Genomic DNA, 24,390 nt, shown 5'->3' with positions numbered 1-24,390 from the left:
ATCCTCCTATGTAGAAAAAGCCACCAGCGCTGTATCAAAAAGAGTCCATATTTTTTCCTGACATCGTTTCCAAACGTCTGCAAATACTTCTAGACTTAAAGCATTATTTACTTTCTACGACCCTTTACAAACAAGAGTCGAAATTCGTAGAAGATTTCATTTCGTCATGTAAACATTGGCTAATGACCCTAAGGATAGGCGCGCTGTAGCTAAATTGAAAAAAGGCATTCCTTACACGAAGTTTGGAATGCCCCAGACTATTAATCCTCTGTTACTACTGATTTAATCCGAACAACGAATTCATCATTCTCCACGTCAAATACTACATGTTGACCAGTTAGCACTTCACCTTTAAGCAACTCTTCCGATAAGCGATCTTCTACGTGTTTTTGTAATGCTCGACGTAACGGACGTGCACCATACGTTGGATCGTAACCTTCTGTCGTGATTTTATCTTGAGCCGCTTCTGTCAACTCTAACTCAATACCTTGTTCTTTTAAACGTTTTGCTAGTTGTTGAGTCATTAGCGTTACAATTTGTTTTAAATGCTCTTTTTCTAACGAGTGGAACACAATCATTTCATCCAAACGATTTAAGAATTCAGGGCGGAATGCTTTTTTCAATTCTTCTAGCATTTTACCTTTCATATCTTTATAATCTGTTTTTCCACCGTCTTGAATGTTAAACCCTACGTACTTATTGTATTTAAGTGCATCCGCACCAACGTTGGATGTCATTATAACAACTGTATTACGAAAATCTACTGTACGCCCTTTAGAATCAGTTAAACGTCCATCTTCTAACACTTGAAGAAGAATATTAAACACATCAGGATGTGCTTTTTCTATTTCGTCTAACAAAATGACTGAGTAAGGTTTACGACGTACTTTTTCAGTTAATTGGCCACCATCGTCAAATCCAACGTAGCCTGGAGGAGAACCAACAAGACGAGAAGTTGAATGCTTTTCCATGTACTCAGACATATCTACACGAATCATTGCATCCTCGTCGCCGAACATTACTTCTGCTAATGCCCGAGCAAGTTCTGTTTTACCTACACCAGTAGGTCCAAGGAAAATAAATGATCCAATCGGTCGTTTTGGATCCTTTAGACCAGCACGAGCTCGACGAATTGCACGTGAAATTGCATCGACAGCTTCTGCTTGCCCAATTACTCTCTCATGTAGTTTTTCTTCCAATTTTAATAACTTTTCAGATTCTGTTTGGGCAAGTCTCGATACCGGGACTCCCGTCCACATAGAGACAACCGCTGCGATATCTTCCACTGTCACCTCAGACTCTTCTTTTCCTTGTTTTTCTTTCCATGAGTCTTTCATTTGTTCTAGTTCATCTTTTAGCTTCTGTTCTTTATCACGGAAAGATGCGGCTTTTTCAAATTCTTGACTTTGTACTGCAGCATTTTTCTCCGAACGAACTGATTCTAATTTAGCTTCTAATTCTTTTAAATTAGGAGGAGTTGTATAAGAGCGCAGACGAACTTTTGAACCAGCTTCATCGATTAAATCAATTGCTTTGTCAGGTAAAAAGCGATCCGAAATGTACCGATCTGACATTTTAACTGCAGCTTCTACTGCCTCGTTCGTAATTTTCACACGATGATGCGCTTCATAACGATCTCGTAAGCCGTAAATAATTTGAATAGCTTCATCCACTGATGGTTCATCTACTTGAATTGGTTGAAAACGACGTTCAAGTGCTGCATCTTTTTCTATATATTTACGATATTCATCTAATGTTGTTGCACCAATACATTGAATTTCGCCACGTGCTAACGCAGGTTTTAAAATATTTGAAGCATCAATTGCACCTTCTGCTCCACCAGCTCCTATTAATGTATGAAGTTCATCGATGAATAATATAACATTTCCAGCTTGGCGAATTTCATCCATCACTTTTTTCAAACGATCCTCAAATTCACCACGGTATTTCGTACCTGCTACGACAGTCCCCATATCCAATGTCATTACTCGTTTATCGCGTAAAATTTCCGGTACTTCATTTTGTACAATTTGTTGTGCAAGCCCTTCAGCAATTGCAGTTTTACCTACACCTGGTTCACCTATTAATACAGGGTTATTTTTTGTACGACGAGCCAAAATTTCTATAACACGCGTAATTTCTTTACTACGCCCAATAACAGGATCTAATGTACCTTCTCTCGCAATTTGCGTTAAATCGCGTGCTAATCCATCTAGTGTTGGAGTACTAGCAGGTGCAGCACTATTATTGCCGTTTCCATGAGATTGATCAGTACTTCCTAACAATTGAAGCACTTGTTGACGAGCTTTATTTAAGCTAACTCCGGCATTGTTTAAAACCCTTGCTGCCACTCCTTCTCCTTCACGGATTAATGCAAGAAGTAAATGTTCCGTTCCAATATAGGAGTGCCCAAGCTTGCGAGACTCATCTACTGAAAGTTCGATAACTTTTTTCGCACGAGGTGTGTAGTGTACAATTGGACCGACTTCTTCAGCTCCCGTACCTACTAACTCCTCGATTCCAGCTTCAATAACTTTAGGATCTACTTCTATCGCTTCCAATGCTTTTGCAGCAATTCCGCTACCTTCTCTTATAAGTCCAAGTAATATATGTTCTGTTCCAATTGATTCATGCTTTAGGCGAATAGCTTCTTCTTGTGCTAGTTGTAATACTTTTTGAGATCTTTGTGTAAATCGATTAAACATCATGCAAGTTCCTCTCCTTTTGTTTTCGGTTTTTCTCCCATTTTTAACCGTTCCCTTAATAACTTTGCTCGAAACGTATCCCGTTCCGAAGCATTCAAAGTGGTTTCTGCATATTGTTGTAAAAATCCTGGTTGCATAAAAACCATACATTCATTCAAAATAGTCACATCTACATCTTCTATAAGCCCTATATCTATTCCTAGACGTACGTCAGACAGACATCTAGCAGCTTCCTCTGTCGTGATGATACGTGCAAATGACAAAGTTCCCAATGATCGATATAACCGATCTTCTAGTGTATTGGCAGAATGATTTAATAGTGCACTTCTTGATTCTTTTTCTTTTTGAATGATTTGTTCCGTAATACTTTGAAGATCCGAAAGAATATCCTCTTCCGTTTTACCTAATGTAGTTTGATTAGATACTTGGTAAACGTTCCCGAGGGCTTCGCTACCCTCACCGTAAATTCCTCTCACAACCATCCCTAATCTGGAGATGATTGTAACGATTCTGTTCATTTGCTTTGTCATTGTTAGAGCTGGTAAGTGCATCATGACAGATGCTCTTAATCCAGTTCCGGTGTTAGTTGGACAACTTGTTAAATAACCAAATTGCTCATCAAACGCATATGGTAATTCTTTATCTAATACTCGATCGATTGTATCCGCTTGCGCGTAGGCTTCTTGAATCTGAAGCCCAGGAAACAAGCATTGGATTCGAATATGGTCTTCCTCATTAACCATCACGCTAACTGACTCATCGTCGGACAGTAAAACCGACCCGGTCATCGGTGAATTGGCAAGCTTAGGGCTAATTAGATGCTTTTCAACTAATACTTGCCGACTTAATTCGGATAAATCTTTTATTTGAATAGAGGAGAAGTTCATTTGTAATTCTTCATCTGCGTCTAAAAGTGTGGCCGAAACTGAATGGTCAATTTTATGCGCTTCATCCTCAGTAAATGCTAGAGGAAATCTGTAGCCATTTAAGTTTCTAGCCAAACGAATTCTTGTAGTCATTACAATATCCGAATGATCTCCACTACCAGCCATCCAGCTAGAAGGAGAATTATCTAAAAAACGTTCAATCGACATGCTTTTCGTCACCTCCAGAAGCAATCCTACTCTCAAGTTCTCTTGCCTCGTCTCTTAACTTGGCAGCTTCCTCGAATCGTTCAGTTTCAATAGCGTCCTTCATTTGCAAACGAATAGCTTCAATCCTTTTTTTCAGTTCTAATTTTTCGCCTAGTGCTCCTGGTGCTTTACCTATATGTGTAATGTTTCCGTTATGCAATCGTTTTAGTACATTCGGTAACTGGTTACGAAAGCTATTGTAGCAGGAGGCACATCCAAATTTTCCTTCATCTAAAAATCGTTGGATAGACCAACCACATTCATCGCAAACTAATTTTGGTCTATCTTGTTTTTGATGTATTGGTTGTTGTTCTGCATGATTAAACCAGTTTGATAGTAGCTGGTGCAGAGATAACGGATCTTGTTTATACTCTACGTAAAACGGGTGGAGACTATTAGCACAATTCTCACAATAATGTCTTTCAAAGTGTTCACCGTTATGCACTTGCGTAACCGTTACTTTAGCTGGTCTTTGCTTACAATTTTCACAAATCACTTTTCAACACCCCGTTTAACTTCACTTTATTTCATACTTTAATGTTAGCAACATGGCACATAATATTCGTGAGCGTAATTCATCTCTTACAGGTAGTGGAATTGCAAGAGTTGTTCTATTAAGCCCAGCTAGAATGAGCTTCGCTTCTCGTTTAGAGATTACCTCTTCGTCAATTAATCTGAACACTATGTCTTCCGTCATTGATTCCGATGCTCCGTTTTCTAGGCTCTGTATTATATGCTCAATCAAATCAGCCTTTGTATGCGCACGAACGCGGAGAATTCGAATATATCCACCACCACCGCGCTTACTTTCCACTAAATAACCGCGATCTTGGGTAAAACGGGTATTTATCACATAGTTGATCTGAGAAGGAACACATTGAAACTTTTCTGCAATTTCACTTCTTTTTATTTCAATTTGCCCCTTACTCTCTTCTTCTATAATAGACTTTAAATAACCTTCAATTATGTCAGATATATTTTTCATCTTCTCACCTCTTCTCGCAAACTGACTTTGACTAACTTTGACTATATTATAGCGAGAAAATTTTAGATGTGCAATTGATATGATTTGTAACGAAAAAAACAAAAAACTACTAACCGAATGGTTAGTAGTTAGCTTGCTTCAATGAGGTCATTTGTATTCCACAAATCTTTTATTTGTATATTAACTGTGTAATAAAGAAGTCTGGTTCTATTTCAATATCATTTCTTCTTTTGAATCCGAAACGTTCGTACAATTGAATAGCAGGAGTATTTTTCGCTCCAGTTGAAACTTCAATGTGCTGACTTGCCTTTTTGATTTCTAATACATGCTTTAATAATATGGATGCAATTCCTTTACGAAAAAAGTTCGGATGTACAACAAGTCTGCAAATATCTATAAGTTCATCAGTGTTCATAAATGATATAAAACCGGTCAATTGCGACTCTTCATAATATCCGATAAAAATTTCCTTTGAGATTATTATGTCATGAATAGAATCTTGAAGCTGAGGAATTCCATTAAATCCGATTAACTCTGCTTCTATTTTATATGCAGGTACCTGAATTTCTAAAATCTCCGCAGCAACTTTTTCATCTTGGTGAAGGAGTTTCTTTATCATCTAATTACTCCTTTAAAAGCAATTATTTTTTCTTCTTATAATTACTTCTTTGTATTTTGGCCACTTGCTTCCATTTGTCTCGTTCTACTTTTCGAGCGACAATATCATTTTTTCTTTCAATATGCGCAAGCTCTTTTAATAGCTTTAAATAGTTTTTATATCGTTCTTCTTTGAGTGAACCTGTTGAAATTGCTTCTCGTATAGCGCATCCTGGCTCTTTTTGATGTTTGCAATCACGGAAGCGGCATTCATCCGCTAGTTCTTCAATATCTTTAAAACTTGCACTTACGCCTTCACTACTTTCCCATAGTTGGAATTCTCTCATTCCAGGTGTATCAATTAATTGGCCACCACTCGGAAGCAATGATAATTCACGGTGTGTCGTTGTATGACGACCTTTACTGTCATCTTCCCGAATATCGTTAACTGCCATTACTTCTTCTCCAGATAATGCATTTATTAAGGATGATTTACCCACACCTGAAGAACCTAATAGCGCTCCTGTTTTACCAGCTGATAACAGTACCGAAAGTTCATCAATTCCTTCTCCCGTTACGCTACTCACCGTAAAAATATCTACACCAAAAGCGACAGACTCCACCTCATTAATATAATAGGCCAAATCATCACAAGTATCTTTTTTTGTAAGCACTACAATCGGTGTTGCACCTGAATCCCATGCAGCTAATAAATACCGTTCTAAACGACGTACATTAAAATCGTGATTAAGAGACATCACAAGAAATACATAATCAACATTGACAGCGATTAACTGTATTTCTGTTGTCTGACCAGCTACTTTTCTTGAAAACTGAGAACTGCGTGGAAGGACTTCTTGAATAATTCCTTTTTCTTCTCCAGGCATTTGCTCCAGTACCACCCAATCTCCTACCGCGGGAAATTCTTCTCGACCATGATCAAACTTGAATTTCCCTGACAGAGAACATAGCCATTCTCCTTCATTTGTTATAACTCGATATAAGTGTTTATGCTCAAGTAAAATGCGACCCGCAATTCCTTTACCGAGCATTTTTTCTTCCCATTTATTATTCCAACCATATTTTTCGATTAAATTCAATTTAACTTCCTCCTAATTTTGGGTAGAATAGCGGCAATGCCTATGTCTACCCAAAGAGGTAAGGCATCGAAGCTAAACAATAAAAAAACCATGACTGCACAAATCAGCAGTCATGGTTTCCCGGTCATTAGTAAAGAAGCATATCAAATAGAAAAGTAAGAAACCTTACTTTTTTAGAGACATATAGAGTGGGACATCATGAACTTACTGATTCGTGGATTTTTATTTACATTAGCCATAATGCCTCACTCCTTTCCTTAAGTTGTTTTCAGAATACTATAAGTATTAACATTATGTCAACAAAAATTTATGCAGTTACATCTCTCTTTATAAAAGACCAGTAACTAATAACTAAAAATACAATGACGTACACTAAAATTACCACGATTGAAAAAGGCATTGTTAACCCAGCTATTATCGGATGGTTATCGCCTATATATTGAGTTAGATTGGTATTTGCAAATAAGATATATTTAGCAAAATCAAACCTAGCCAACATGAACGTAATATTCACACCCATGAACATAAGGAAGATGGATATACCAATAGCAAGAGAACTCGAACGAAACACCGAACCGATCATAAATGCAAGCGTTCCAATAACAAATACATTTACAAGAGAAAGTCCAGTTAATAATAGAACCCTACCCCAAAAGGAAACTTCTATCACTTGACCATTTACTACATCTAAATTCATACCAGGGACAGAATCAAAGAAAATATAAGCTCCAATTACTCCAAACACAAATAAAATGATGGACATTACTATTGCAAAAATTCCTACAGTTAAAAGTTTAGAGGTTAGTAATTTCCACCTTTTCACCGGTCTTGTTAAAAGCATTTTAATCGTCCCTTGAGAAAACTCCGAAGCTACAATTCCTGCTGCTACAATTACTGTGAATAACGTAATAATTGAAAGCATATCGGGAAGAGAACTAATAAATCCGGTTACGCTTTCCGAACTAATTGGTGCAACGTTATGCTCTAATCGATACTTTTCTACAGCTAAAGTATCTTTAAAACTTTGCAATTCGTCAGCGGACAAGTTCGTGTTAGCTATTTGCTCTTCTAAAAACGGTATCTTCCCTTGTGAAGCACTTTTCCAATCTTCCACTGAGTCTGTTTGATTACCTATCCATTTTGTAAGACCTGCAATTCCAATCATTAAAATAGCAACTAGTATTACCATTACCCATGTAGCTTTTTTACTCCATAGCTTCAACCATTCATTTCTTATGAGATTCAGCAATTTGCCCACCTCCTGTTATTTCTAAGAATTGATCTTCTAGCGTTTTTTTATGTGGACTGAATAAATAAATTTGTAAATTATTCGCAACCATTTCAGCAATCATGACTGGTACAGCCTCTTTTTCTAACGGAACCACAAAGCCGATACCTTGAATTTCTACCTTCATATCTTTAGATGCAAAAAAAGCATTCGCCATTTCTTTAGGAGATGCCTCTACGTAATAATGTGACTCTTGATCCTCCTTAACCTCTTTTATAGAAATTAACTTCCCATTTTGTATAACAGCGATTCTATCACACATTAATTCTATTTCAGCTAGTAAGTGGCTGGACACAAAGATTGAAACTCCTTCTTCAATAGCTATTTTACGCAAGTACAATCGGAATTCACGGATGCCCGCTGGATCTAACCCATTTGTTGGCTCATCTAATATTAAAAACTTTGGTCGGTGTAAAAGCGCTTGCGCAAGTCCAAGACGTTGACGCATTCCCAGTGAATATGTCGATACTTTTTCATTAATCCGATTTTGTAATCCTACTTGGGCGATGACTTCATCTATTCTAGCCTTTGTCACGTTCTTGTTCATTCTCGCAAAGTGAAGCAAGTTTTTATAACCACTCATAAACTTATACATTTCTGGATTTTCTACAATTACTCCAACTTTACTCATAGATTGCTCAAAGTTAGTAGAAATTGCTTGCCCATCAATAAATACTTCACCTGATGTTGGCTTCATCAGGCCTGTCATCATTCGTATCGTTGTTGTTTTCCCTGCTCCATTCGGCCCTAAAAATCCTGTAATTTGACCTGGCAATAAATCTAGGCTGAGATTATCAATAATCTTCTTTTTTCCAATTACCTTCGTTACATTTTGTAGTTTAACAATTGGTTTTGTTTCCATTTCCTCACACCTTCCTTACTAGGTAATACGTTTTAAAAGAGCAAAAGTTCATTTTTTTAAGTAAAATATTTTTATACAATCATATTTGTAATTTTTAGGCTATGGTAAAGTGCATTTAGGAGGAATGAAAATGGAATTTGATGCAAAACTTTCAAAACAATATGATAGCGGAATTAGAAGAGCCTTACCTACTTATGATACGATGCTTCGATTAATTCAAACATTCTTACGAGCTAACACCGTGGAAAATGCAAACATATTAGTTGTGGGAGCAGGTGGTGGCAATGAAGTGACTAGCTTTAGCGTAAATAATCCAAGATGGACGTTTACAGGAGTGGATCCGTCTGAGACGATGCTGGCAGTTGCAAAAGATAAATGCAAAGAAGCTGGAGTAAGTGATCGCGTAGAATTGATACAAGGTACAGTGGAGGACGTGGAAGGTTTAACTAATTTTGACGCGGCAACTTGTATTTTAGTTTTACATTTCATTCATTCCTATGAAGAAAAATTAAAAACACTTCAAGAGATTCACTCTAGATTAAAAAATGGAGCTCCTTTCGTATTAATCAGTAAGTACGGGGACCCTACTAGCCCTGAATTCAAGGAGCGTTTGAAACTATGGAAAAGTTACTGGCTAGATACGACAAAACTCTCTGTAAATGAAGTAAAGGAAATGGAACAGGACATCCTTACCCTTTCTTATTTACCCAAAGAAATAATTGAACAATTGCTAGCAGAAGCCGGTTTTAACCAAGTCGCGATGTTTTTCTCTACAACACTTTTTGGTGGATGGATTTGTTTTAAGGAACAATAAAATAAAAGCATCTACATAGGCAGATGCTTCTATATATTAGTTATATAAATGACAAGCTACAAAGTGACCTTCTTCTTGTTCCTTCCAGACGGGCTTTTTTTCAGAGCAAATAGCCATAGCATGTGGACAGCGAGTTCTAAATACACATCCAGAAGGAGGATTAATCGGACTAGGCAACTCTCCTTGTAATAGAATTCGCTGCCGTGATTCCTCAATATCTGGATCCGGAATGGGAATCGCTGATAATAATGCCTGTGTGTATGGGTGCAAAGGATTGTCATATAACTGACTACTCGTTGTTAGTTCTACCATATGTCCAAGATACATGACGCCAATTCGATCAGAAATGTATTTTACCATGGATAAGTCATGGGCTATAAACAAATAGGTTAACCCTTTTTCCTTTTGCAATCGTTGTAACAGCATTACTACCTGCGCTTGAACGGAGACGTCTAGAGCCGAAATCGGTTCATCTGCAATGATAAATTCGGGATCTAAAGCTAATGCACGAGCAATCCCGATGCGTTGTCTTTGTCCACCTGAAAATTCATGGGGATAACGATTGGCATGATCCCTATTAAGCCCAACATCCTCTAATAACTTATATACTCTACTTTTTAACTCTTCTTTCGAATTGTACAGTTTATGTATTTCCATTGGTTCCGAAATAATCTCTAACACTGTTGAACGTGGATTTAGAGATGCATATGGGTCTTGAAAAATCATTTGCATTTTCTTCAAATAATCTTTCCGTTCTTTATCAGTCATGTCATGTACACTTTTACCATCAAACAGAACGTTGCCTTCTGTTTTATTGTACAACCCTAAAATGGTTCGCCCTGCAGTGGACTTTCCACAACCTGACTCTCCAACAAGACCAAATGTTTCACCTCTGACGATATCAAAACTTATCCCATCAACAGCCCTTAACGTTTCTCCATGCCCTATTTGAAAATGGCGCTTCAAATTTTCTACAGACAAAAGAACTTTTTCCGTCACGTAAATCCCCCCTAAACGGCATACCTTCTCACTGCACAAATTTCCTTCTCAAGCTTAGAACCTTCTAACACTAAAATTTCTACTGATTTCCCTGTTGAAGGAGAATGCAATAACTGACCATTTCCATAGTAAAATCCAACATGACGCACTGGTCCTGTGCCTTCATCATTTGCAAAAAAGATTAAATCTCCTTTTTTCCAAGCGGATGAATCATCTACCGAGACATCTTCACCGTTACGTGCTTGGTCACTTGCATCCCGCGGGATCAAATACCCACACGCTTTCAACATGTTGTACGAAAACCCTGAACAATCATAGCCATACGGAGACATTCCACCCCATAAATAGGGTAAGTCTAAGTGAATCTCACCTAAATCCACTGCATGTTCAATCGAAAGTTTTGGAAAATGGTCCATAGATTTAGCGAAATCAGCAAACTTTTTGTCCAGTAAAGCTTCCCCATGTGCTGTATGGACTTTATAACAGGTTGATTCTTCTGAAATAACAGGAAGAGTCGTATTAAATGGTACAACGAGCAACGGTCTATTTTTCATATCCCACAACTGAGCTCGCACGGAAGAGACACGAGCAACCCCAATCGAATCCACTCGTTTTGATTTCTGTAATTGTATTAAAGGAATCCAACCAGGATATCCTCGAGTATCTTTTTTGGATGGTTGCCAAATAGCTATGATTTTTGCCCAACCATCCTTTATTTCCTCTACAAGTACTGGTTCTCCATATAAAATCTGCGTCTGAACACGATTCTCATTACATAGTGCGAGTCTTTCTTTATACTGTAATACCTCAAGCCATTCAGCTAATAAAACAGGATTTGCAGTACCTGGTGCATCCATTTCTCTAGCAGAAACTGGCTCCGTCCAAACAGTTGCAACTTTTACTGAACATATCCATTCTTTTGCTTCTATCGTCATCTATTAACCTCCCCTCCTATCCCTTTTCTACACGTGAAATACCGAGTCCTAGTTCATTTGAGAAGCTCATCTTACTTCCTTCATAAATAACCCCACCAACAATCATATCTTTTGCTAGCATCAGAGGTGCATCAAAATCGTAGTAATGAATATTTGGATGGCTAGCAGCAAAATGAGCAGCAGCAGTAATTCCTATTTTCGTTTCAATCATACTTCCAACCATACATGCAACTCCATTTGCTTCCGCAAGTGTATTAATCTTTATAGCGTTATATATACCACCAGACTTCATTAGCTTTATATTGATCAAGTCGGCGGCTCGCATTTCTAGAACTCTTTTTGCATCATTCACTAAGAACACACTTTCATCTGCCATAATAAGTGTATCCGTGCAATCTGTTACTTTCTTTAACCCCTCTAAATCTTGAGCTGGAACAGGTTGTTCAACGAATTCAATCTCAAGTCCAGCATCTTCCATCATTCGAATAGCTTTTACCGCTTCTTTGGCACTCCATCCTTGGTTTGCATCGAGTCTAAGCTTCGGTTTATTTCCTACACGCTCTCGAATAGCATGGATACGGGCAATATCATCTTTTATGCTACCGATCCCGACTTTTACTTTCAGCACGTTGAATCCTTCATTTACATATCGAGCAGCATCGTCTGCCATTTCTTTTGGTTCATTAACACTAACTGTAAAATCAGTCTCAAGCGTGGTTTTATATCCTCCAAGAAATTGAAACAATGGTAATCCTGATTGTTGAGCAAGTAAATCATAAATTGCCATATCCACAGCAGCCTTCGCACTTGTATTCCTAACAAGACAAGCATTCAATTTTTGAAAAATACGTTCACTTTCCAAAAGGTTAAGACCTATTAATGAGGGTGCAATAATTTCGTTAATTGCATATCGAATACTATCCATTGATTCGCCAGTAATTACATGCGTTGGAGGTGCTTCCCCATATCCTATTAGCCCTTCACTAGTAGTTACCTTTACATAAATAGAATACGCTGTCGTTACAGTTCGAAGTGCAGTTTTAAAAGGCTTCGTAAGTGGAACAGCCACATCAACTGTTTCTATTGATTGAATCAACATTAAATAGCCCCCTTTATTCCACACCTGGTAAAATAACAAGTGACAAGTTATCTGCATCCAACTCAGCCTCTGCTCCAAGCGGAACGGCAAAATGAGGTTCACAATGTCCAATCTTGAATCCTCTCACAGCAGGCTTCCCTAAACTACCTAAGTAGTGGTTTAGCACTTCATCTAAGGACAAAGATACTTGGCGTTTTTTAGGTTCTGCATCCTTAAAATCTCCAATGACAAAGCCTGAAGCTGCATCCAAAATACCTGCTTGTCGAAGCTGATTGAGCATCCCATCCACTCGGTATGGTTCTTCACCAATATCTTCTATTAATAATAATTTTCCTCTTGTATCTACTTCGTATTTCGTCCCAACCCCATTTGCAAGGAGTGATAAATTCCCTCCTGTTAACTCACCTCTAGCCACTCCACCTGAAAAGCGTGTTAACGGTGAAATTGCTTCTGTATAATGTAGTTCCATTGGTGTAAATAATTGTTGGAACATTTTTTTCGACAAATCAGAAAACGTTTCTTTCCCTACATCCGAAGCTAACATTGGACCATGGAAAGTCACAATATCGGAGTATAGATTCATACTTGTATGTAAAAAAGTAATATCCGAATAACCCCAGAAAATTTTCGGGCATTCATTCATCAATTGAAAATCTATTTTATCCGTGTATCTAGCAGACCCATATCCTCCACCTGCACAAATTATTCCTGCAATATCAGGATTAGCGAACATCTCATGTAAGTCTTCTAAGCGTTCATCATCTGAACCAGCAAGATAACCATATACGTTTTCTACGCTTTTCCCCATTTCATAAGACAAACCTAACTCATCTAAAAATTTTAACGAGCGCTTTAGTTGCTTAAGATTTGGTGGACTGGACGGAGCAATAATACCAATGGTATCTCCAATTTGTAATCGTTTCGGACGGATTTTCATCTTTATGTTATCTCCTTTTTAACAAAAGGGGCGGCACTTTTTAGGTGCCGCTACTTTCTTATTTTATATCAGCCCATTTTAAGTCCATATAACCTACTGGATGTCTTAAAATGCCCGATACTGATGGCTTTTCAAGCGTTACTTGGTTGTAATAATAAAGTGGGAATATAGGCATTTCATCTAGCAATAATTTGTCGGCTTGAATTAACATTGCCCAACGCTTTGTTGCATCAGTCTCATTCTTAATATCTTTAATCAATTTGTCATACTCAGCATTCGACCATGTTGTACGGTTCATAGAAGAACCTGTTATAAAGCTTTCTAGTGCGTTCGCCGGATCTGCATAGTCAAACAAGAAAGAAGAACGTGACAATTGGTATTTAAATTCTTTTTGTTCAGCAGCAAATACACTTGCCTCGACGTTTTGTAACGATACATCCACACCTAATACTTCTTTAAATTTACTTTGAAGTGCTTCTGCAATTTTTTTATGAGAATCACTTGTAGAATAAGTTAATGTGACTTCAGGTAACTTCTTATATCCTTCTTCTGCCATACCTTCAGCTAATAGAGCCTTTGCTTTATCTGCATCAAACCCAATTAGTTTTCCTGCGGATTCTCTGAATTCCTTACCATCTGGTCCAATGAATCCATAAGGAACAAAGCCTTCCGCTGCTTTTTGACCCACTTTCGTTACATAGTCTACAATTTCCTGTTGGTTCACTGCGTAAGCAAATGCTTGACGAATTTTCTTGTTTGTAAATGGCTCCATCGATACATTAAAACGATAGAAATATAAACCTGCTTGGTCTTCATTTTTTAATTCAGGATTATCCATTAAACTTTCCGCCAGTTCAGATGGTACACCAGATGTATCTAGTTCTCCTGTTTGATACATCTGATATTCTGTATTGGAGTCATTAATCATTGCCCATTCTACTTTATCCAGTTTTACATTCGATGCATCCCAATAGTTTTCGTTTTTCTCAAAAGTAAAACTTGCATCATGTTTCCAATCTACTAATTTAAATGGACCATTTCCTACAAAAGTATTTGCATCCGCAAACCAAGTAGGATTCTGTGTTGCTACTTTTTCATTTACTGGGAAGAAGCTTGGATTTGTAATAATGTTTAAGAACGCTTCTGTTGGTGCGTTTAGTTTCACTTCGAATACTTTAGGTTCTAACGCTTTAATAGCAACCGCATCCGCACTTCCTTCTCCGTTATTGTATGCTTCTGCTCCTTCAATGAAATATCCAAGGAAAGATGCTGGAGATGCAGTTTCTGGATCTAGCATATGCAACCAACCGAATACAAAGTCACTTGCTAATACAGGGTCTCCATTGGACCATTTTGCATCTTCTCGAAGAGTAAAAGTATACGTTAAACCGTCATCTGATATATCTACTTTTTCCGCAGTAGCTGGCTCTGCTAAATGATCTTTTGAAAGTCTGACCAAACCTTCCATAATATTATTTAATGCATTCCAAGAAACTGCATCGAACCCTACAGATGGATCGAACGATGTTGGTTCATTTCCATTATTCAAATGAAGTACTTTTTCTGTCGGCAATGTTTCTGTTGTTGTTCCTGTTTCCTCTTTGCCACTTTCTTTTTCTGTACTCGTCGATTGCCCTGCATCTTTGTTTGCTGTACAAGCACTCAACACAAGTATAAAAAATGCAACTACAAATAATGATAACCACTTCTTCATCCTAGTTCCCCCTTTGTATTGTATATGTGAATGCACTCTCGCGCGCTCATCCGGACTTATTTTTGTACTTGTAAAACCTTTGCACGACTGTCCTGTAGCCAGCAGTCAACCATATGTGCTTCTGTTAACTGAGTTGTAATTGGATAAACATGATCACACACTTCCATTGCATAGTCACAACGGGCGGTAAATGGACACCCTTTCGGAGGTGAGAATAAATCCGGTGGAGTTCCTTCAATTGGTTTCAATTCCTCTTCCATTAAATCTAGTCGCGGAACAGAGTTTAATAATCCTTTTGTATAGGGGTGTTCAGGATTATAAAAAATTTCTCTTTTGTCACCAATTTCAACAATTTTACCCGCATACATTACGGCAATTCGATCCGCAATTTTTGCAACTACCCCTAAATCATGCGTGATTAATATTATTGATATTTCGGTTTTTCGTTGAATTTCTTCAAACAGCTCTAAAATTTGTGCTTGGATCGTAACATCCAATGCGGTTGTTGGCTCATCTGCAATGAGTAATTTTGGATCGCAAATAAGTGCAATTGCAATGACAATACGTTGGCGCATTCCACCTGAAAATTGGTGAGGAAATTGTTTTAAACGTTCTTCGGGATTTGGAATCCCTACAAGATTTAACATATCAATTGCTTTCTTCTTTGCTTCTTGTTTCCCTATTTTTTGGTGGGTTAGAAGACCCTCAGTTAGCTGTTCTCCTATTGACAGCGTTGGATTTAAAGCAGTCATAGGATCTTGGAAAATCATCGAAATGTCGACTCCTTGAATTTTCCTTAACTGCGCTTTAGACAGTTTAGTTAGATCTTTTCCTTTAAATAAAATGCTTCCGTTTTTAATAATTCCAGCCGGCTGTGGAATTAGGCCCATAATTGCATTGGATGTAACACTTTTACCACAGCCAGATTCACCAACAATGGCAAGTGTCTCTCCCTTATATAGGTCAAAATTAACACCTCTAACTGCCTCTACTTCACCACCGTATGTTCGGAAAGAAACTTGCAAATTATTTACTTGTAATACTTTTTCATTGGATATGATTTTCCTATTTTCCTTCTTATGTTCTTTCACCAATTTTCACCTCCTAAGCTTCGGATCTAGAGCATCTTGTAAACCATCTCCTAGTACGTTAAAAGCAAACATCGTTAAAGATATGAATAAAGCAGGAAAAAACAAACGCCACCAATGACCAGATAAAATTACTGGCAATGCATCATTCGCCATAACACCCCAACTGGCAAAAGGAGCTGCTATACCCAAACCTAGGAAACTTAAAAATGCTTCCGCAAATATAGCACTTGGAACAGTAAGAGTCATCTGTACGATAATGGGTCCCATCGTATTGGGAAGAAGGTTTTTACGTATAATCCTAGATGTTTTTGCTCCAAATGATTTGGAAGCAGTCACAAATTCATAGTTTTTTAATTGTAGCACCTGTCCTCGAACAATCCGGGCCATACCTACCCAGCCAGTAACGGTAAGTGCAACTATAATTGTAGTTAGGCTTGCCCCCATTACAACCATCAATAAAATAACGACTAACAAGTGTGGCAAACCATATAATACTTCAATTATTCTCATCATGATGGCGTCTACTTTTCCACCTTTATATCCACTGATTCCTCCATATATAATTCCTATAAAAAAGTCGATAAGTGCTGCCATTAGTCCAACAAATAATGAGATACGAGCACCATACCATGTCCTAATAAATACATCTCTACCAGCCTCATCAGTGCCAAACCAGTGAGCTGCGGAAGGCGCTTGGTTTTGATTTGGATAATCAGTAGCTGTGACAGAATAAGAAGAAAAAATGGGACCAAATATTGCAAAAAGTGCGAGCAAAATTAGAAATATTAGTCCACCCATTGCAAGTTTGTTTTTCCATAATCTTCGCCATGCATCTTTCCAGTAAGATAAAGAAGGACGCACTACAGATTCTGCTTTTCCTTGTTCCTTCTGTTTTGGTATAAACCATTCATCTTTTATACTTTGTGGGGATACCACAACTTGTTTGTTTGTCATTATGCATCCCCCTCTTTACGATGTAGTTTTATTCGTGGATCTAAAAGACCATATACAATATCAACAAGGAACAGCATAAATACTAGAAACGCACTATAGAAAACAGTAGAGCCCATAATTACAGGGTAATCTCGGTTATTAATGCTTTCTACAAAGTATTTACCCATTCCAGGAATAGCAAAAATTCGTTCTATAACAAAAGTTCCCGTCAATATACCAGCAAGCATTGTCCCCAAAATCGTGACAACAGGCATAAGTGCATTTCTTAAGGCGTGTCGAACGACGATTCTCACAGGCGAGAGTCCTTTTGCACGTGCCATTTTAATATAATCTTGTGTTAACACTTCGAGCATACTGGATCTCGTCAATCGTGCAATTATAGCAGTTGGTCCAGTAGCAAGAGCGAGCGTTGGTAATATCATATGTAATGGACTACTCCAAGTAGCGGCTGGAAGCCATTCTAATTTTACTGCCAGTTGTTGAATTAGAAAGGTTGCTAGAACAAAGTTTGGTACAGATATCCCAATTACCGCAAAGGTCATGGCTAAGTAATCAATTATTCCGTTGTGCCGGAGAGCTGCAAGTGTACCTAAAATAATCCCAGACAATAAAGCCACTAGTATCGTGACCATTCCCAACTCGAAAGATATCGGAAATCCCCTTGCTAGCAACTCATTTACAGAGTCATTTGGTTTTTTAATCGAAGGACCAAAATCAAATGTCACAATAGATTTTAAATAATACAAGTATTGAATATGCATAGGTTCATCTAGTTTATAAAATTTTTCTAAATTTGCTTGAATAGTAGGGTTAGAAGTACGTTCTCCATCGAACGGAGAACCTGGAATAGAGTGCATTAATACGAAGGTCACGGTAGAAATGATAAGAATCGTTGCGATCATCATAATAAAACGTTTAATAATATACTTCGTCATAAGCAAACCTCCTTCTTAACAAAATTTCGTTTGCATTGCTAGCTCTACCATTACGAGCATGGCACGGTATGCTTCTAATATATCTTTTGCCTCGAACTTAACTATTGTCGTTCCTTCTATAATTTCACAACCAGGCATAAGTGCTGCCCATTCCGCTTGGCCATAATTAACAAACTCAATACGTAATGTTGGTGTTTTAGGAGGAGTGAGCGGTTTGATTTGATTTCTTTCACTAATCGCTTCGGCAACCTTCTCTCTCAATAATGCATGTGCTTTTTGCGGATGCAATGTCTTAACCGCAGATCTAGAAATAGATTCTTTCACTACTGCAGTAACAACTCCAGGAATCAGTGCCTCTGCCTCTTTACACGCTCCATCATCACCTGCAACCATGATAACTGGTACACCAAAGTGACCTGCTACATATGCATTTAATCCCAGTTCACCAACTTCTACATCGTTTATATACATGTTTCTAACTCCGAATATCATCGAGTGACTCATTACGCCAGGTTGTCCCGCTCTCGAATGATAACCAGCAAATACTGCACCTATGTAAGATTCATCTAATGCCTGCACCATTGAAAACGGTTTCACATCTCCTGTTATTAAAGACGCTTCGGGATGTAATTCTTCTACTAAAATATTATTCATTTTAGAATGACTGTCATTTACTAGTACTTCTTTTACTCCCTTTGATAGAGCGCCTTCTACAATTGCATTTGCCTCTTGAGTCATTATACGGCGAGCACGTTCATAATTATGCTTACTTGAATCCACAAAAGTATGATCTGGCAAACCCGTAATCCCTTCCATATCTATTGAAATAAAAAGTTTCATCCCAAAGCCCCCATATCCTCATCCATTTTTATAAAACTTTCCTAAGTTGGAATAACTATCACTTTATCAAAATATACGGAAAATTACAATATATCTAAAAGTTCTAGATTAAGAGAGTTTTTTCTATATAAATAAGAAAACTGCAATCGCCCTCTAAGTGCATTTTGTAGTCGCCGTTTCCAAATTACTTTGGACGAAATATTTGCTCCTGCGGTTACTCGTCGCAAAATAAAGTGTTTGTCCGTCGCCTTCTTGGAATTTATGAAGATATGATGCGTTTAGTTTGGATAATGAGAGAAAAATTACTTTCCTACTCGTTTAAAAGCATCCGAAAATATAATTTCGGATGCTCTATGCTGCTATAAAAGTTATTATTTATTTCTTTTTAGTGCCGCCGATTATAACTGTGTTACTTGCGATTAGGTGACTTCTCGCAGATAACAACTCTATTAGAATCGTGGGCCTGGGAAGAACTGTTGTTGGGGAAACGGTACACCTGGTTGCATAGGAAAAGCTTGTTGTGGTGGTGGAACAACTACATTTCGGTTCGTTTCTGTATAAAAATGTTGTGGAACATTGACAATATGCTCTCTATTCACATTTACAAACGGGTGGATAACAGGCTGCATTCTCGGTAGAAATGAATCAGACATACGATATTGCGGTGGACATACTATCGGTGGAGCAGGCTGTAGCCATGGTGATTGTATAGGTGACTGACATGAATGACAAGAGTATGGGTTCACGATAAATTCACCTCCTTTGCACTTATAATAGTAGATGCAAAACGGATCAACACAAACTAGACAAACACCTCAATTTATTGTAAATAAAATAGAATACTTTCGGATAAGATGTTGTTTACTAACGTATAAACCCCTCTGCCAAACTTCTGGCAAAGGGGTTTATGTATAATGTGTGTGGTGTTCTTACCTATTTGTACTCTCTTTCTTTTCCATCAAATGAGACTTACTAGAAAGTAGGCTTTATATTAACTCGTTGCTCCTTTTTACAAATGTGTCTACTAGGTCCTTTGAGTTATTACCCAATCGAATATTTTTCTTACATGAGTTAATTTCATAAATAGCATTTAATTATTAAAACACGAATAATAATTAATTCCAGAAGAACTTAGATTGAAGATAAGAATAGAATAATAACTTTTGGCGTGTGACATCTTCTTATTACTAAAGAATTCTTCATAAATCAGCATGATTTCCGCTATCGGCGGACCGCTGGAGTCGCCGCCTGTCGCTCCAATCAACACAGTACTAGGTTTGCCTGTTGCTGAGATATCGCAGGACCAGTCCCTTCACCTTTCTTGATAAGAGAATTATATATATCAACACGAATTTTCATTTTATTAAGAATATATTCTTTCAAGAGCATTTTTTTGCTCAGCTTTTATATTAATTTTTGGACGAATATCTTTTGCTTTCTTTTCAGCTTCTTCAACTGTCTCAGCTAGATTCAATTCCATTAAAGTCGCTATTGCCATCACCCCTGCTCTTCCGCTTCCAGAATTACAGTGAAAATAAATATTATCTCCTTTGTTATAAGCCTTCATTACTTCGCTTACTGCCTTCTTTATAGATACATCTTGGTTTAGACCATCATCAGCAATTGGTTGATGCACACGTAAATTTTCTGCTGGATGCTCTTTTTTAGCTATTCTCAAATCAAATACTATATCGATTGTTTCATTTTCTAATAGAGATTCTACCCCATCTACACCACCAACAAAAATGCGACCTGGAATAAGTTCTTCATAGTTTTTCTCTGCCATATGTATCTCTCCTTACTTTTAAATATATTATAACAGGCGAATTTTGTAGGAAACGGACAAATATGAGATAATAGCAAAAGATATTTAGTGTTGAAATGAGGTTTTCATATGATTCGAACACTTGGGATAACGACGGATCACGAGCTAATTAGTGATTTTCCTCTTGAAGATATAAAGCATAAAACATTTGAATGGTATTGGGTAGATATAGGGGAACCTACGGAAGAAGAGAAAAATCTTCTAAGTTCCTTTTTTCATTTCCATCCACTAGCAATTGAAGACTGTTTATTAAGACTCCAACGTCCAAAAGCAGATCATTACGATGGACATGTATTTTTTGTAATACATACGTTTAATGAAGTAACACTTGATGCAGAGGAATTGAATTTATTTGTTGGAAAAGATTTTGTAGTTACCTTCCACTTTCCTATCATGCACGAACTAGATCAAGCTCGAGAACGTATAAAACGAAACCCAAAAGGTTGGGAACGTGGATCCATGCATGCAATGTATCATATTGTAGACAAAGTGGTGGATGCTTATTTTCCAATTGTTTACAAAATAGAAGACTATTTAAATGAAGTAGAAGACAGACTATCTATAGATATGCGTCATTTGTCTATGAATCAAGTGTTTGACCTTCGCAGTGATCTACTGAGACTTCGTCGAACTATTATTCCAATGCGGGATCTGCTCTACCGAATTATGAACTCTGAGCGAATTAATTTACAATCATCCGAGAGAGCTTATTTTGGAGACATTTATGATCATTTGCTTAAGCTTGCAGATATGGTTGAAACAAATCGCGAGCTCACTGCAGATATACGAGATAGTCATATGTCCATTAATTCCAGCCATATGAATAGAATTATGATGATTTTAACGATTGTTTCAACCGTGTTCATCCCTCTAACATTTATCGTAGGAGTGTATGGAATGAACTTTGCGAATATGCCTGAGCTAGAGTGGAAATATGGATATTTTGGTGTTATGGCATTGATGGTCGTTATTGCGATTGCAATGCTTGCTTGGTTTAAATATAAAGGCTGGTTTAATTTGTTTAAGAATTAATTGTTAGAACATAAAAAGAGGTGAGATCTTGATAGAAATAAAAGGAACATATAATAATGCGCTTGTTTTTACAGATACAATAGAGGAAACTGCAAAGATACAAGTAGAGCAGATTTGTAGTCTTCCCTTTTTAAAAGACACGAAAATTAGAATGATGCCAGATCTTCATGCTGGTAAAGGTTGCACTGTAGGCACAACGATGACAATTACTGATAAAATAGTTCCTAACTTTGTTGGCGTTGATTTGGGCTGTGGAATGATCTGTGCAAAACTAAATGTTCTAAAGGAAGATATAAACTTTGAGAAGTTAGACAAGACCATTAAGAAAAACGTACCAAGTGGTACTCGTATTCGAAATAAAGAACATCGCAATGTTATAGAAATACCCTTTGCTGAAGTTGTTGCTCCTATTAATGAGAACCGCGCTCGGTTGAGCTTAGGTACGCTTGGTGGAGGAAACCATTTCATAGAACTAAACGAAGGCGATGACGGCAGTATTTATTTAGTTATCCACTCCGGCAGCCGAAATTTAGGAAAACAAATCGCAGATCATTATCAAGATTTAGCACATCAATCCCATGGCGATAGTATTTCTAAAGATTTGGCATATGTAGAGGGAGAAAATATGAAGGATTATTTATTTGATCTTTCCATTGCTCAAAAATATGCAGCATTCAACCGTAAAACAATGGCCGAAGTAATTTGTAGAGGCATGAACTGGAATATTGAATCTGAATTCGACACTATTCATAATTATATTGATATAGATAATATGATTTTACGTAAAGGTGCCATCTCTGCACAGGACGGTGAAATTGTAATAATTCCTATGAATATGCGAGATGGTTCGCTCATTTGCCGCGGAAAAGGAAATCCGGATTGGAATTACTCTGGTCCACACGGTGCTGGACGTATAATGAGTCGATCGCAAGCAAGAAAACTAGTAGCATTGGAAGATTTCCAAGACTCAATGAAGGATGTTTGGAGTACTTCTGTTGTTCCAAGTACGGTTGATGAATCCCCGTTTGCTTATAAGGATATGGAAGATATTCTCTCACATATTGACGACACAGCTGAAGTGTTGGAAGTAATAAAACCTATTTATAACTATAAAGCGCACTAAAAGAAGCTGATATGTTCAGCTTCTTTTTAATTTCCATCTATGTTGTTCATATTTATTTCCCCCAAGTTTTTTTAAACAGTTAGTTAATTCATCTCTGTAAATGCTATAAAAAAGTAATTAGTTGAGTCAATAATTTATTGATTTCCAGTCCAATAGTAAAACAATGCTGCAAAAGTAAGCTTTTCTGTATGCGTTAAGTCTTGTGCTAGCTTTACATGTACGTTCATCGCTTGAACTTCAAATGCAGGATGTGTAGCGTAAGGGAATATTCCATAGCGATAAGTTGCTAAGCGCTTCCCATTGAAATCATCTACATCGATATCGCCATACATACTTTTCGCTTCCATTTGAAGGATTTTTTCATTGTTTGCGTTGAAAATAACAGCTCTATTTTTCACCGAAATTGGTGGCAAGACAATAGTGGAAATCTGCTTATTAGCATGATCATAAACTTTTAACTTTATGAATTTTATTTTATTTTTTATAGTAAACTGACAAACTAAGTTTTCATCCATCGTTTTTAAATTGTATGTAATCGGATAAAAAAAACCCCTCTTGAAAATTGCACATGCGGTTAATAACCTACTAATCGAATGTTCTTTTGAAGGTTCAATTTTATATAAACGTTCTCCTATATTTGAAACTAAATATGATTGAGGAATCAACGACACATCTTGTTGAAAATTAAGTTCTTTTACAGGGAATTCTACTGAAAAATAATCACTATGAAGCCCATGCTCAGCCGGTAATTTTTCTGCTGCATTTTGAAAGATAAAAGAAATACTATAAAATATAAAAAACATAAATCCAACAATAAAATGTGTTTCAAAGTCCTTCCATATAATATCTTTAAAAATAAATACTATCGCTATGTATATAGCTAGTATAAGAAATGCTGCTAATTTTGCGTATTTTGCCGTTCGTTCGTATATATGCTTCATATTCACCACTCCTTCTTATGCATACGAATGTAAAGGATAATAGTTCCAAAAAAAAAATACCTTTGAGGAGCTATTATTTAATAACTACTCAAAGGTATTTTATTTATTTTCAATAACTCGACCAAAAAGGTTTTTTATAAAGCGAATTAGTGCGTAAAAACAAATAAGCACAAAAGCGAGCAATAGTACATGCTCTAAGGTAGAAGATAGACTAAAGGGGTCTAAAAATATGCGAAACAACACAAACAAATATATAATGCTAGCAATACCGGCCAATAAAACTACTCCTATAATGGATAGCTGTGCGTAGGTCAGTTGCTTTATATGAACTCGATGTTTAATTACTTCAAGAATAATTGCAAGAGCTATGACCGTGAACGTAATTGTCACTTCACCAAAATATGCAAAGTTTACTAAATATATAACAAGTAACATAATCATTATATGCATATAGAATTCATCGATCTGCTTCAGCACAACA

General features: G+C 37.1%; 24 protein-coding genes. 3 read left to right on the top strand and 21 right to left on the bottom strand.

From position 1 onward, the window contains the following. Positions 1 to 260 precede the first annotated feature (260 nt). From ACFVR1_RS12925 to ACFVR1_RS12890, 8 genes are all read right to left on the bottom strand, one after another. A complete protein-coding gene (locus ACFVR1_RS12925) occupies positions 261 to 2,708 on the bottom strand; it encodes an ATP-dependent Clp protease ATP-binding subunit (RefSeq protein ID WP_387584550.1) in 2,448 nt (815 codons plus the stop codon). Next, positions 2,705 to 3,799, bottom strand: a complete 1,095-nt coding sequence (mcsB, locus tag ACFVR1_RS12920) for a protein-arginine kinase McsB (RefSeq protein WP_387584548.1) — start codon at positions 3,797 to 3,799, stop codon at positions 2,705 to 2,707. The genes ACFVR1_RS12925 and mcsB overlap by 4 nt, the downstream gene beginning before the upstream one ends. Then, positions 3,789 to 4,334, bottom strand: coding sequence for a UvrB/UvrC motif-containing protein (locus tag ACFVR1_RS12915; RefSeq protein ID WP_387584546.1), 546 nt, complete (start codon positions 4,332 to 4,334; stop codon positions 3,789 to 3,791). The genes mcsB and ACFVR1_RS12915 overlap by 11 nt, the downstream gene beginning before the upstream one ends. A 21-nt stretch (positions 4,335 to 4,355) precedes the next feature. After that, a complete protein-coding gene (locus ACFVR1_RS12910; protein ID WP_151701765.1) occupies positions 4,356 to 4,823 on the bottom strand; it encodes a CtsR family transcriptional regulator in 468 nt (155 codons plus the stop codon). Positions 4,824 to 4,992: 169 nt separating this feature from the next. Continuing rightward, positions 4,993 to 5,442 carry a GNAT family N-acetyltransferase gene (locus tag ACFVR1_RS12905; protein WP_387584545.1) on the bottom strand — a complete coding sequence of 150 codons (450 nt, stop codon included), beginning with the start codon at positions 5,440 to 5,442 and terminating at the stop codon, positions 4,993 to 4,995. A 22-nt stretch (positions 5,443 to 5,464) separates the two neighbouring features. Further along, positions 5,465 to 6,472: a ribosome small subunit-dependent GTPase A gene (gene rsgA, locus ACFVR1_RS12900; RefSeq protein ID WP_387584652.1), complete on the bottom strand. Its 1,008-nt coding sequence runs from the start codon at positions 6,470 to 6,472 to the stop codon at positions 5,465 to 5,467. Positions 6,473 to 6,827: 355 nt separating this feature from the next. After that, positions 6,828 to 7,778: an ABC transporter permease gene (locus ACFVR1_RS12895; protein ID WP_387584543.1), complete on the bottom strand. Its 951-nt coding sequence runs from the start codon at positions 7,776 to 7,778 to the stop codon at positions 6,828 to 6,830. Continuing rightward, complete coding sequence (locus ACFVR1_RS12890) at positions 7,747 to 8,670, bottom strand: ABC transporter ATP-binding protein (protein WP_387584541.1); 924 nt, start codon at positions 8,668 to 8,670, stop codon at positions 7,747 to 7,749. The genes ACFVR1_RS12895 and ACFVR1_RS12890 overlap by 32 nt, the downstream gene beginning before the upstream one ends. Before the next feature lie 130 nt (positions 8,671 to 8,800). Here ACFVR1_RS12890 and ACFVR1_RS12885 point away from each other — a divergent pair, with 130 nt between their 5' ends. Continuing rightward, positions 8,801 to 9,484: a class I SAM-dependent methyltransferase gene (locus ACFVR1_RS12885; RefSeq protein ID WP_387584540.1), complete on the top strand. Its 684-nt coding sequence runs from the start codon at positions 8,801 to 8,803 to the stop codon at positions 9,482 to 9,484. A 36-nt stretch (positions 9,485 to 9,520) separates the two neighbouring features. Here ACFVR1_RS12885 and ACFVR1_RS12880 read toward each other — a convergent pair whose 3' ends face one another. The 11 genes from ACFVR1_RS12880 to ACFVR1_RS12830 form a co-directional block, all read right to left on the bottom strand. Further along, positions 9,521 to 10,483, bottom strand: coding sequence for an ABC transporter ATP-binding protein (locus ACFVR1_RS12880; protein ID WP_387584539.1), 963 nt, complete (start codon positions 10,481 to 10,483; stop codon positions 9,521 to 9,523). A gap of 11 nt (positions 10,484 to 10,494) precedes the next feature. Beyond that, the gene (locus tag ACFVR1_RS12875; RefSeq protein ID WP_387584538.1) at positions 10,495 to 11,418 is read right to left on the bottom strand and encodes a C40 family peptidase; all 924 of its coding nucleotides are present in this window, start codon (positions 11,416 to 11,418) and stop codon (positions 10,495 to 10,497) included. Positions 11,419 to 11,434: 16 nt separating this feature from the next. Then, positions 11,435 to 12,517 (bottom strand): dipeptide epimerase, encoded by a 1,083-nt coding sequence (locus ACFVR1_RS12870; RefSeq protein ID WP_387584536.1) that lies wholly within the window; start codon positions 12,515 to 12,517, stop codon positions 11,435 to 11,437. A gap of 13 nt (positions 12,518 to 12,530) precedes the next feature. Further along, a complete protein-coding gene (locus ACFVR1_RS12865) occupies positions 12,531 to 13,454 on the bottom strand; it encodes a S66 peptidase family protein (protein ID WP_387584535.1) in 924 nt (307 codons plus the stop codon). A 58-nt stretch (positions 13,455 to 13,512) separates the two neighbouring features. Beyond that, entirely contained in the window at positions 13,513 to 15,168 is a 1,656-nt protein-coding gene (locus ACFVR1_RS12860) for a peptide ABC transporter substrate-binding protein (RefSeq protein ID WP_387584533.1), read from the bottom strand. 56 nt (positions 15,169 to 15,224) lie between these two features. Then, positions 15,225 to 16,259 carry an ABC transporter ATP-binding protein gene (locus ACFVR1_RS12855; RefSeq protein WP_387584532.1) on the bottom strand — a complete coding sequence of 345 codons (1,035 nt, stop codon included), beginning with the start codon at positions 16,257 to 16,259 and terminating at the stop codon, positions 15,225 to 15,227. 6 nt (positions 16,260 to 16,265) lie between these two features. After that, a complete protein-coding gene (locus tag ACFVR1_RS12850) occupies positions 16,266 to 17,213 on the bottom strand; it encodes an ABC transporter permease (protein WP_387584531.1) in 948 nt (315 codons plus the stop codon). Then, on the bottom strand, positions 17,213 to 18,148 hold the full coding sequence (locus ACFVR1_RS12845; protein WP_387584529.1) for an ABC transporter permease: 936 nt from the start codon (positions 18,146 to 18,148) through the stop codon (positions 17,213 to 17,215). Before ACFVR1_RS12845 ends, ACFVR1_RS12850 begins: the two co-directional genes overlap by 1 nt. Positions 18,149 to 18,163: 15 nt before the next feature. Further along, positions 18,164 to 18,988 (bottom strand): M55 family metallopeptidase, encoded by an 825-nt coding sequence (locus ACFVR1_RS12840; protein WP_387584527.1) that lies wholly within the window; start codon positions 18,986 to 18,988, stop codon positions 18,164 to 18,166. 449 nt (positions 18,989 to 19,437) lie between these two features. Continuing rightward, positions 19,438 to 19,734, bottom strand: a complete 297-nt coding sequence (locus ACFVR1_RS12835) for a hypothetical protein (protein WP_387584526.1) — start codon at positions 19,732 to 19,734, stop codon at positions 19,438 to 19,440. Positions 19,735 to 20,351: 617 nt separating this feature from the next. After that, the gene (locus ACFVR1_RS12830; protein ID WP_387584524.1) at positions 20,352 to 20,774 is read right to left on the bottom strand and encodes a protein-tyrosine phosphatase family protein; all 423 of its coding nucleotides are present in this window, start codon (positions 20,772 to 20,774) and stop codon (positions 20,352 to 20,354) included. Positions 20,775 to 20,882: 108 nt separating this feature from the next. Between ACFVR1_RS12830 and corA the strand changes: the two genes are divergently transcribed. Both corA and ACFVR1_RS12820 read left to right on the top strand, forming a co-directional pair. Next, positions 20,883 to 21,845 (top strand): magnesium/cobalt transporter CorA, encoded by a 963-nt coding sequence (corA, locus tag ACFVR1_RS12825; RefSeq protein WP_387584523.1) that lies wholly within the window; start codon positions 20,883 to 20,885, stop codon positions 21,843 to 21,845. Between the two features lie 28 nt (positions 21,846 to 21,873). Continuing rightward, the gene (locus ACFVR1_RS12820; RefSeq protein ID WP_387584522.1) at positions 21,874 to 22,968 is read left to right on the top strand and encodes an RtcB family protein; all 1,095 of its coding nucleotides are present in this window, start codon (positions 21,874 to 21,876) and stop codon (positions 22,966 to 22,968) included. A 134-nt stretch (positions 22,969 to 23,102) separates the two neighbouring features. Here the strand turns inward: ACFVR1_RS12820 and ACFVR1_RS12815 are convergent, their stop codons facing one another. Together ACFVR1_RS12815 and ACFVR1_RS12810 are read right to left on the bottom strand one after the other, a co-directional pair. Continuing rightward, positions 23,103 to 23,909, bottom strand: coding sequence for a hypothetical protein (locus tag ACFVR1_RS12815; RefSeq protein ID WP_387584521.1), 807 nt, complete (start codon positions 23,907 to 23,909; stop codon positions 23,103 to 23,105). 99 nt (positions 23,910 to 24,008) lie between these two features. Beyond that, entirely contained in the window at positions 24,009 to 24,386 is a 378-nt protein-coding gene (locus ACFVR1_RS12810; RefSeq protein WP_387584519.1) for a hypothetical protein, read from the bottom strand. Positions 24,387 to 24,390: the final 4 nt, after the last annotated feature.

The organism is Psychrobacillus sp. NPDC058041, assembly GCF_042885655.1.
GTDB lineage: Bacteria > Bacillota > Bacilli > Bacillales_A > Planococcaceae > Psychrobacillus.
Note: the sequence above shows the minus strand (reverse complement) of the source record. Positions and strands in the feature narration are given on the sequence as shown.

Coding starts and splice junctions, on each gene's coding strand:
- ACFVR1_RS12925 (WP_387584550.1), bottom strand. CDS start 2,708: ATGATGTTTAATCGATTTACACAAAGATCTCAAAAAGTATTACAACTA.
- mcsB (WP_387584548.1), bottom strand. CDS start 3,799: ATGTCGATTGAACGTTTTTTAGATAATTCTCCTTCTAGCTGGATGGCT.
- ACFVR1_RS12910 (WP_151701765.1), bottom strand. CDS start 4,823: ATGAAAAATATATCTGACATAATTGAAGGTTATTTAAAGTCTATTATA.
- ACFVR1_RS12905 (WP_387584545.1), bottom strand. CDS start 5,442: ATGATAAAGAAACTCCTTCACCAAGATGAAAAAGTTGCTGCGGAGATT.
- rsgA (WP_387584652.1), bottom strand. CDS start 6,472: ATGCTCGGTAAAGGAATTGCGGGTCGCATTTTACTTGAGCATAAACAC.
- ACFVR1_RS12890 (WP_387584541.1), bottom strand. CDS start 8,670: ATGGAAACAAAACCAATTGTTAAACTACAAAATGTAACGAAGGTAATT.
- ACFVR1_RS12885 (WP_387584540.1), top strand. CDS start 8,801: ATGGAATTTGATGCAAAACTTTCAAAACAATATGATAGCGGAATTAGA.
- ACFVR1_RS12875 (WP_387584538.1), bottom strand. CDS start 11,418: ATGACGATAGAAGCAAAAGAATGGATATGTTCAGTAAAAGTTGCAACT.
- ACFVR1_RS12870 (WP_387584536.1), bottom strand. CDS start 12,517: ATGTTGATTCAATCAATAGAAACAGTTGATGTGGCTGTTCCACTTACG.
- ACFVR1_RS12865 (WP_387584535.1), bottom strand. CDS start 13,454: ATGAAAATCCGTCCGAAACGATTACAAATTGGAGATACCATTGGTATT.
- ACFVR1_RS12860 (WP_387584533.1), bottom strand. CDS start 15,168: ATGAAGAAGTGGTTATCATTATTTGTAGTTGCATTTTTTATACTTGTG.
- ACFVR1_RS12850 (WP_387584531.1), bottom strand. CDS start 17,213: ATGACAAACAAACAAGTTGTGGTATCCCCACAAAGTATAAAAGATGAA.
- ACFVR1_RS12845 (WP_387584529.1), bottom strand. CDS start 18,148: ATGACGAAGTATATTATTAAACGTTTTATTATGATGATCGCAACGATT.
- ACFVR1_RS12840 (WP_387584527.1), bottom strand. CDS start 18,988: ATGAAACTTTTTATTTCAATAGATATGGAAGGGATTACGGGTTTGCCA.
- ACFVR1_RS12830 (WP_387584524.1), bottom strand. CDS start 20,774: ATGGCAGAGAAAAACTATGAAGAACTTATTCCAGGTCGCATTTTTGTT.
- corA (WP_387584523.1), top strand. CDS start 20,883: ATGATTCGAACACTTGGGATAACGACGGATCACGAGCTAATTAGTGAT.
- ACFVR1_RS12815 (WP_387584521.1), bottom strand. CDS start 23,909: ATGAAGCATATATACGAACGAACGGCAAAATACGCAAAATTAGCAGCA.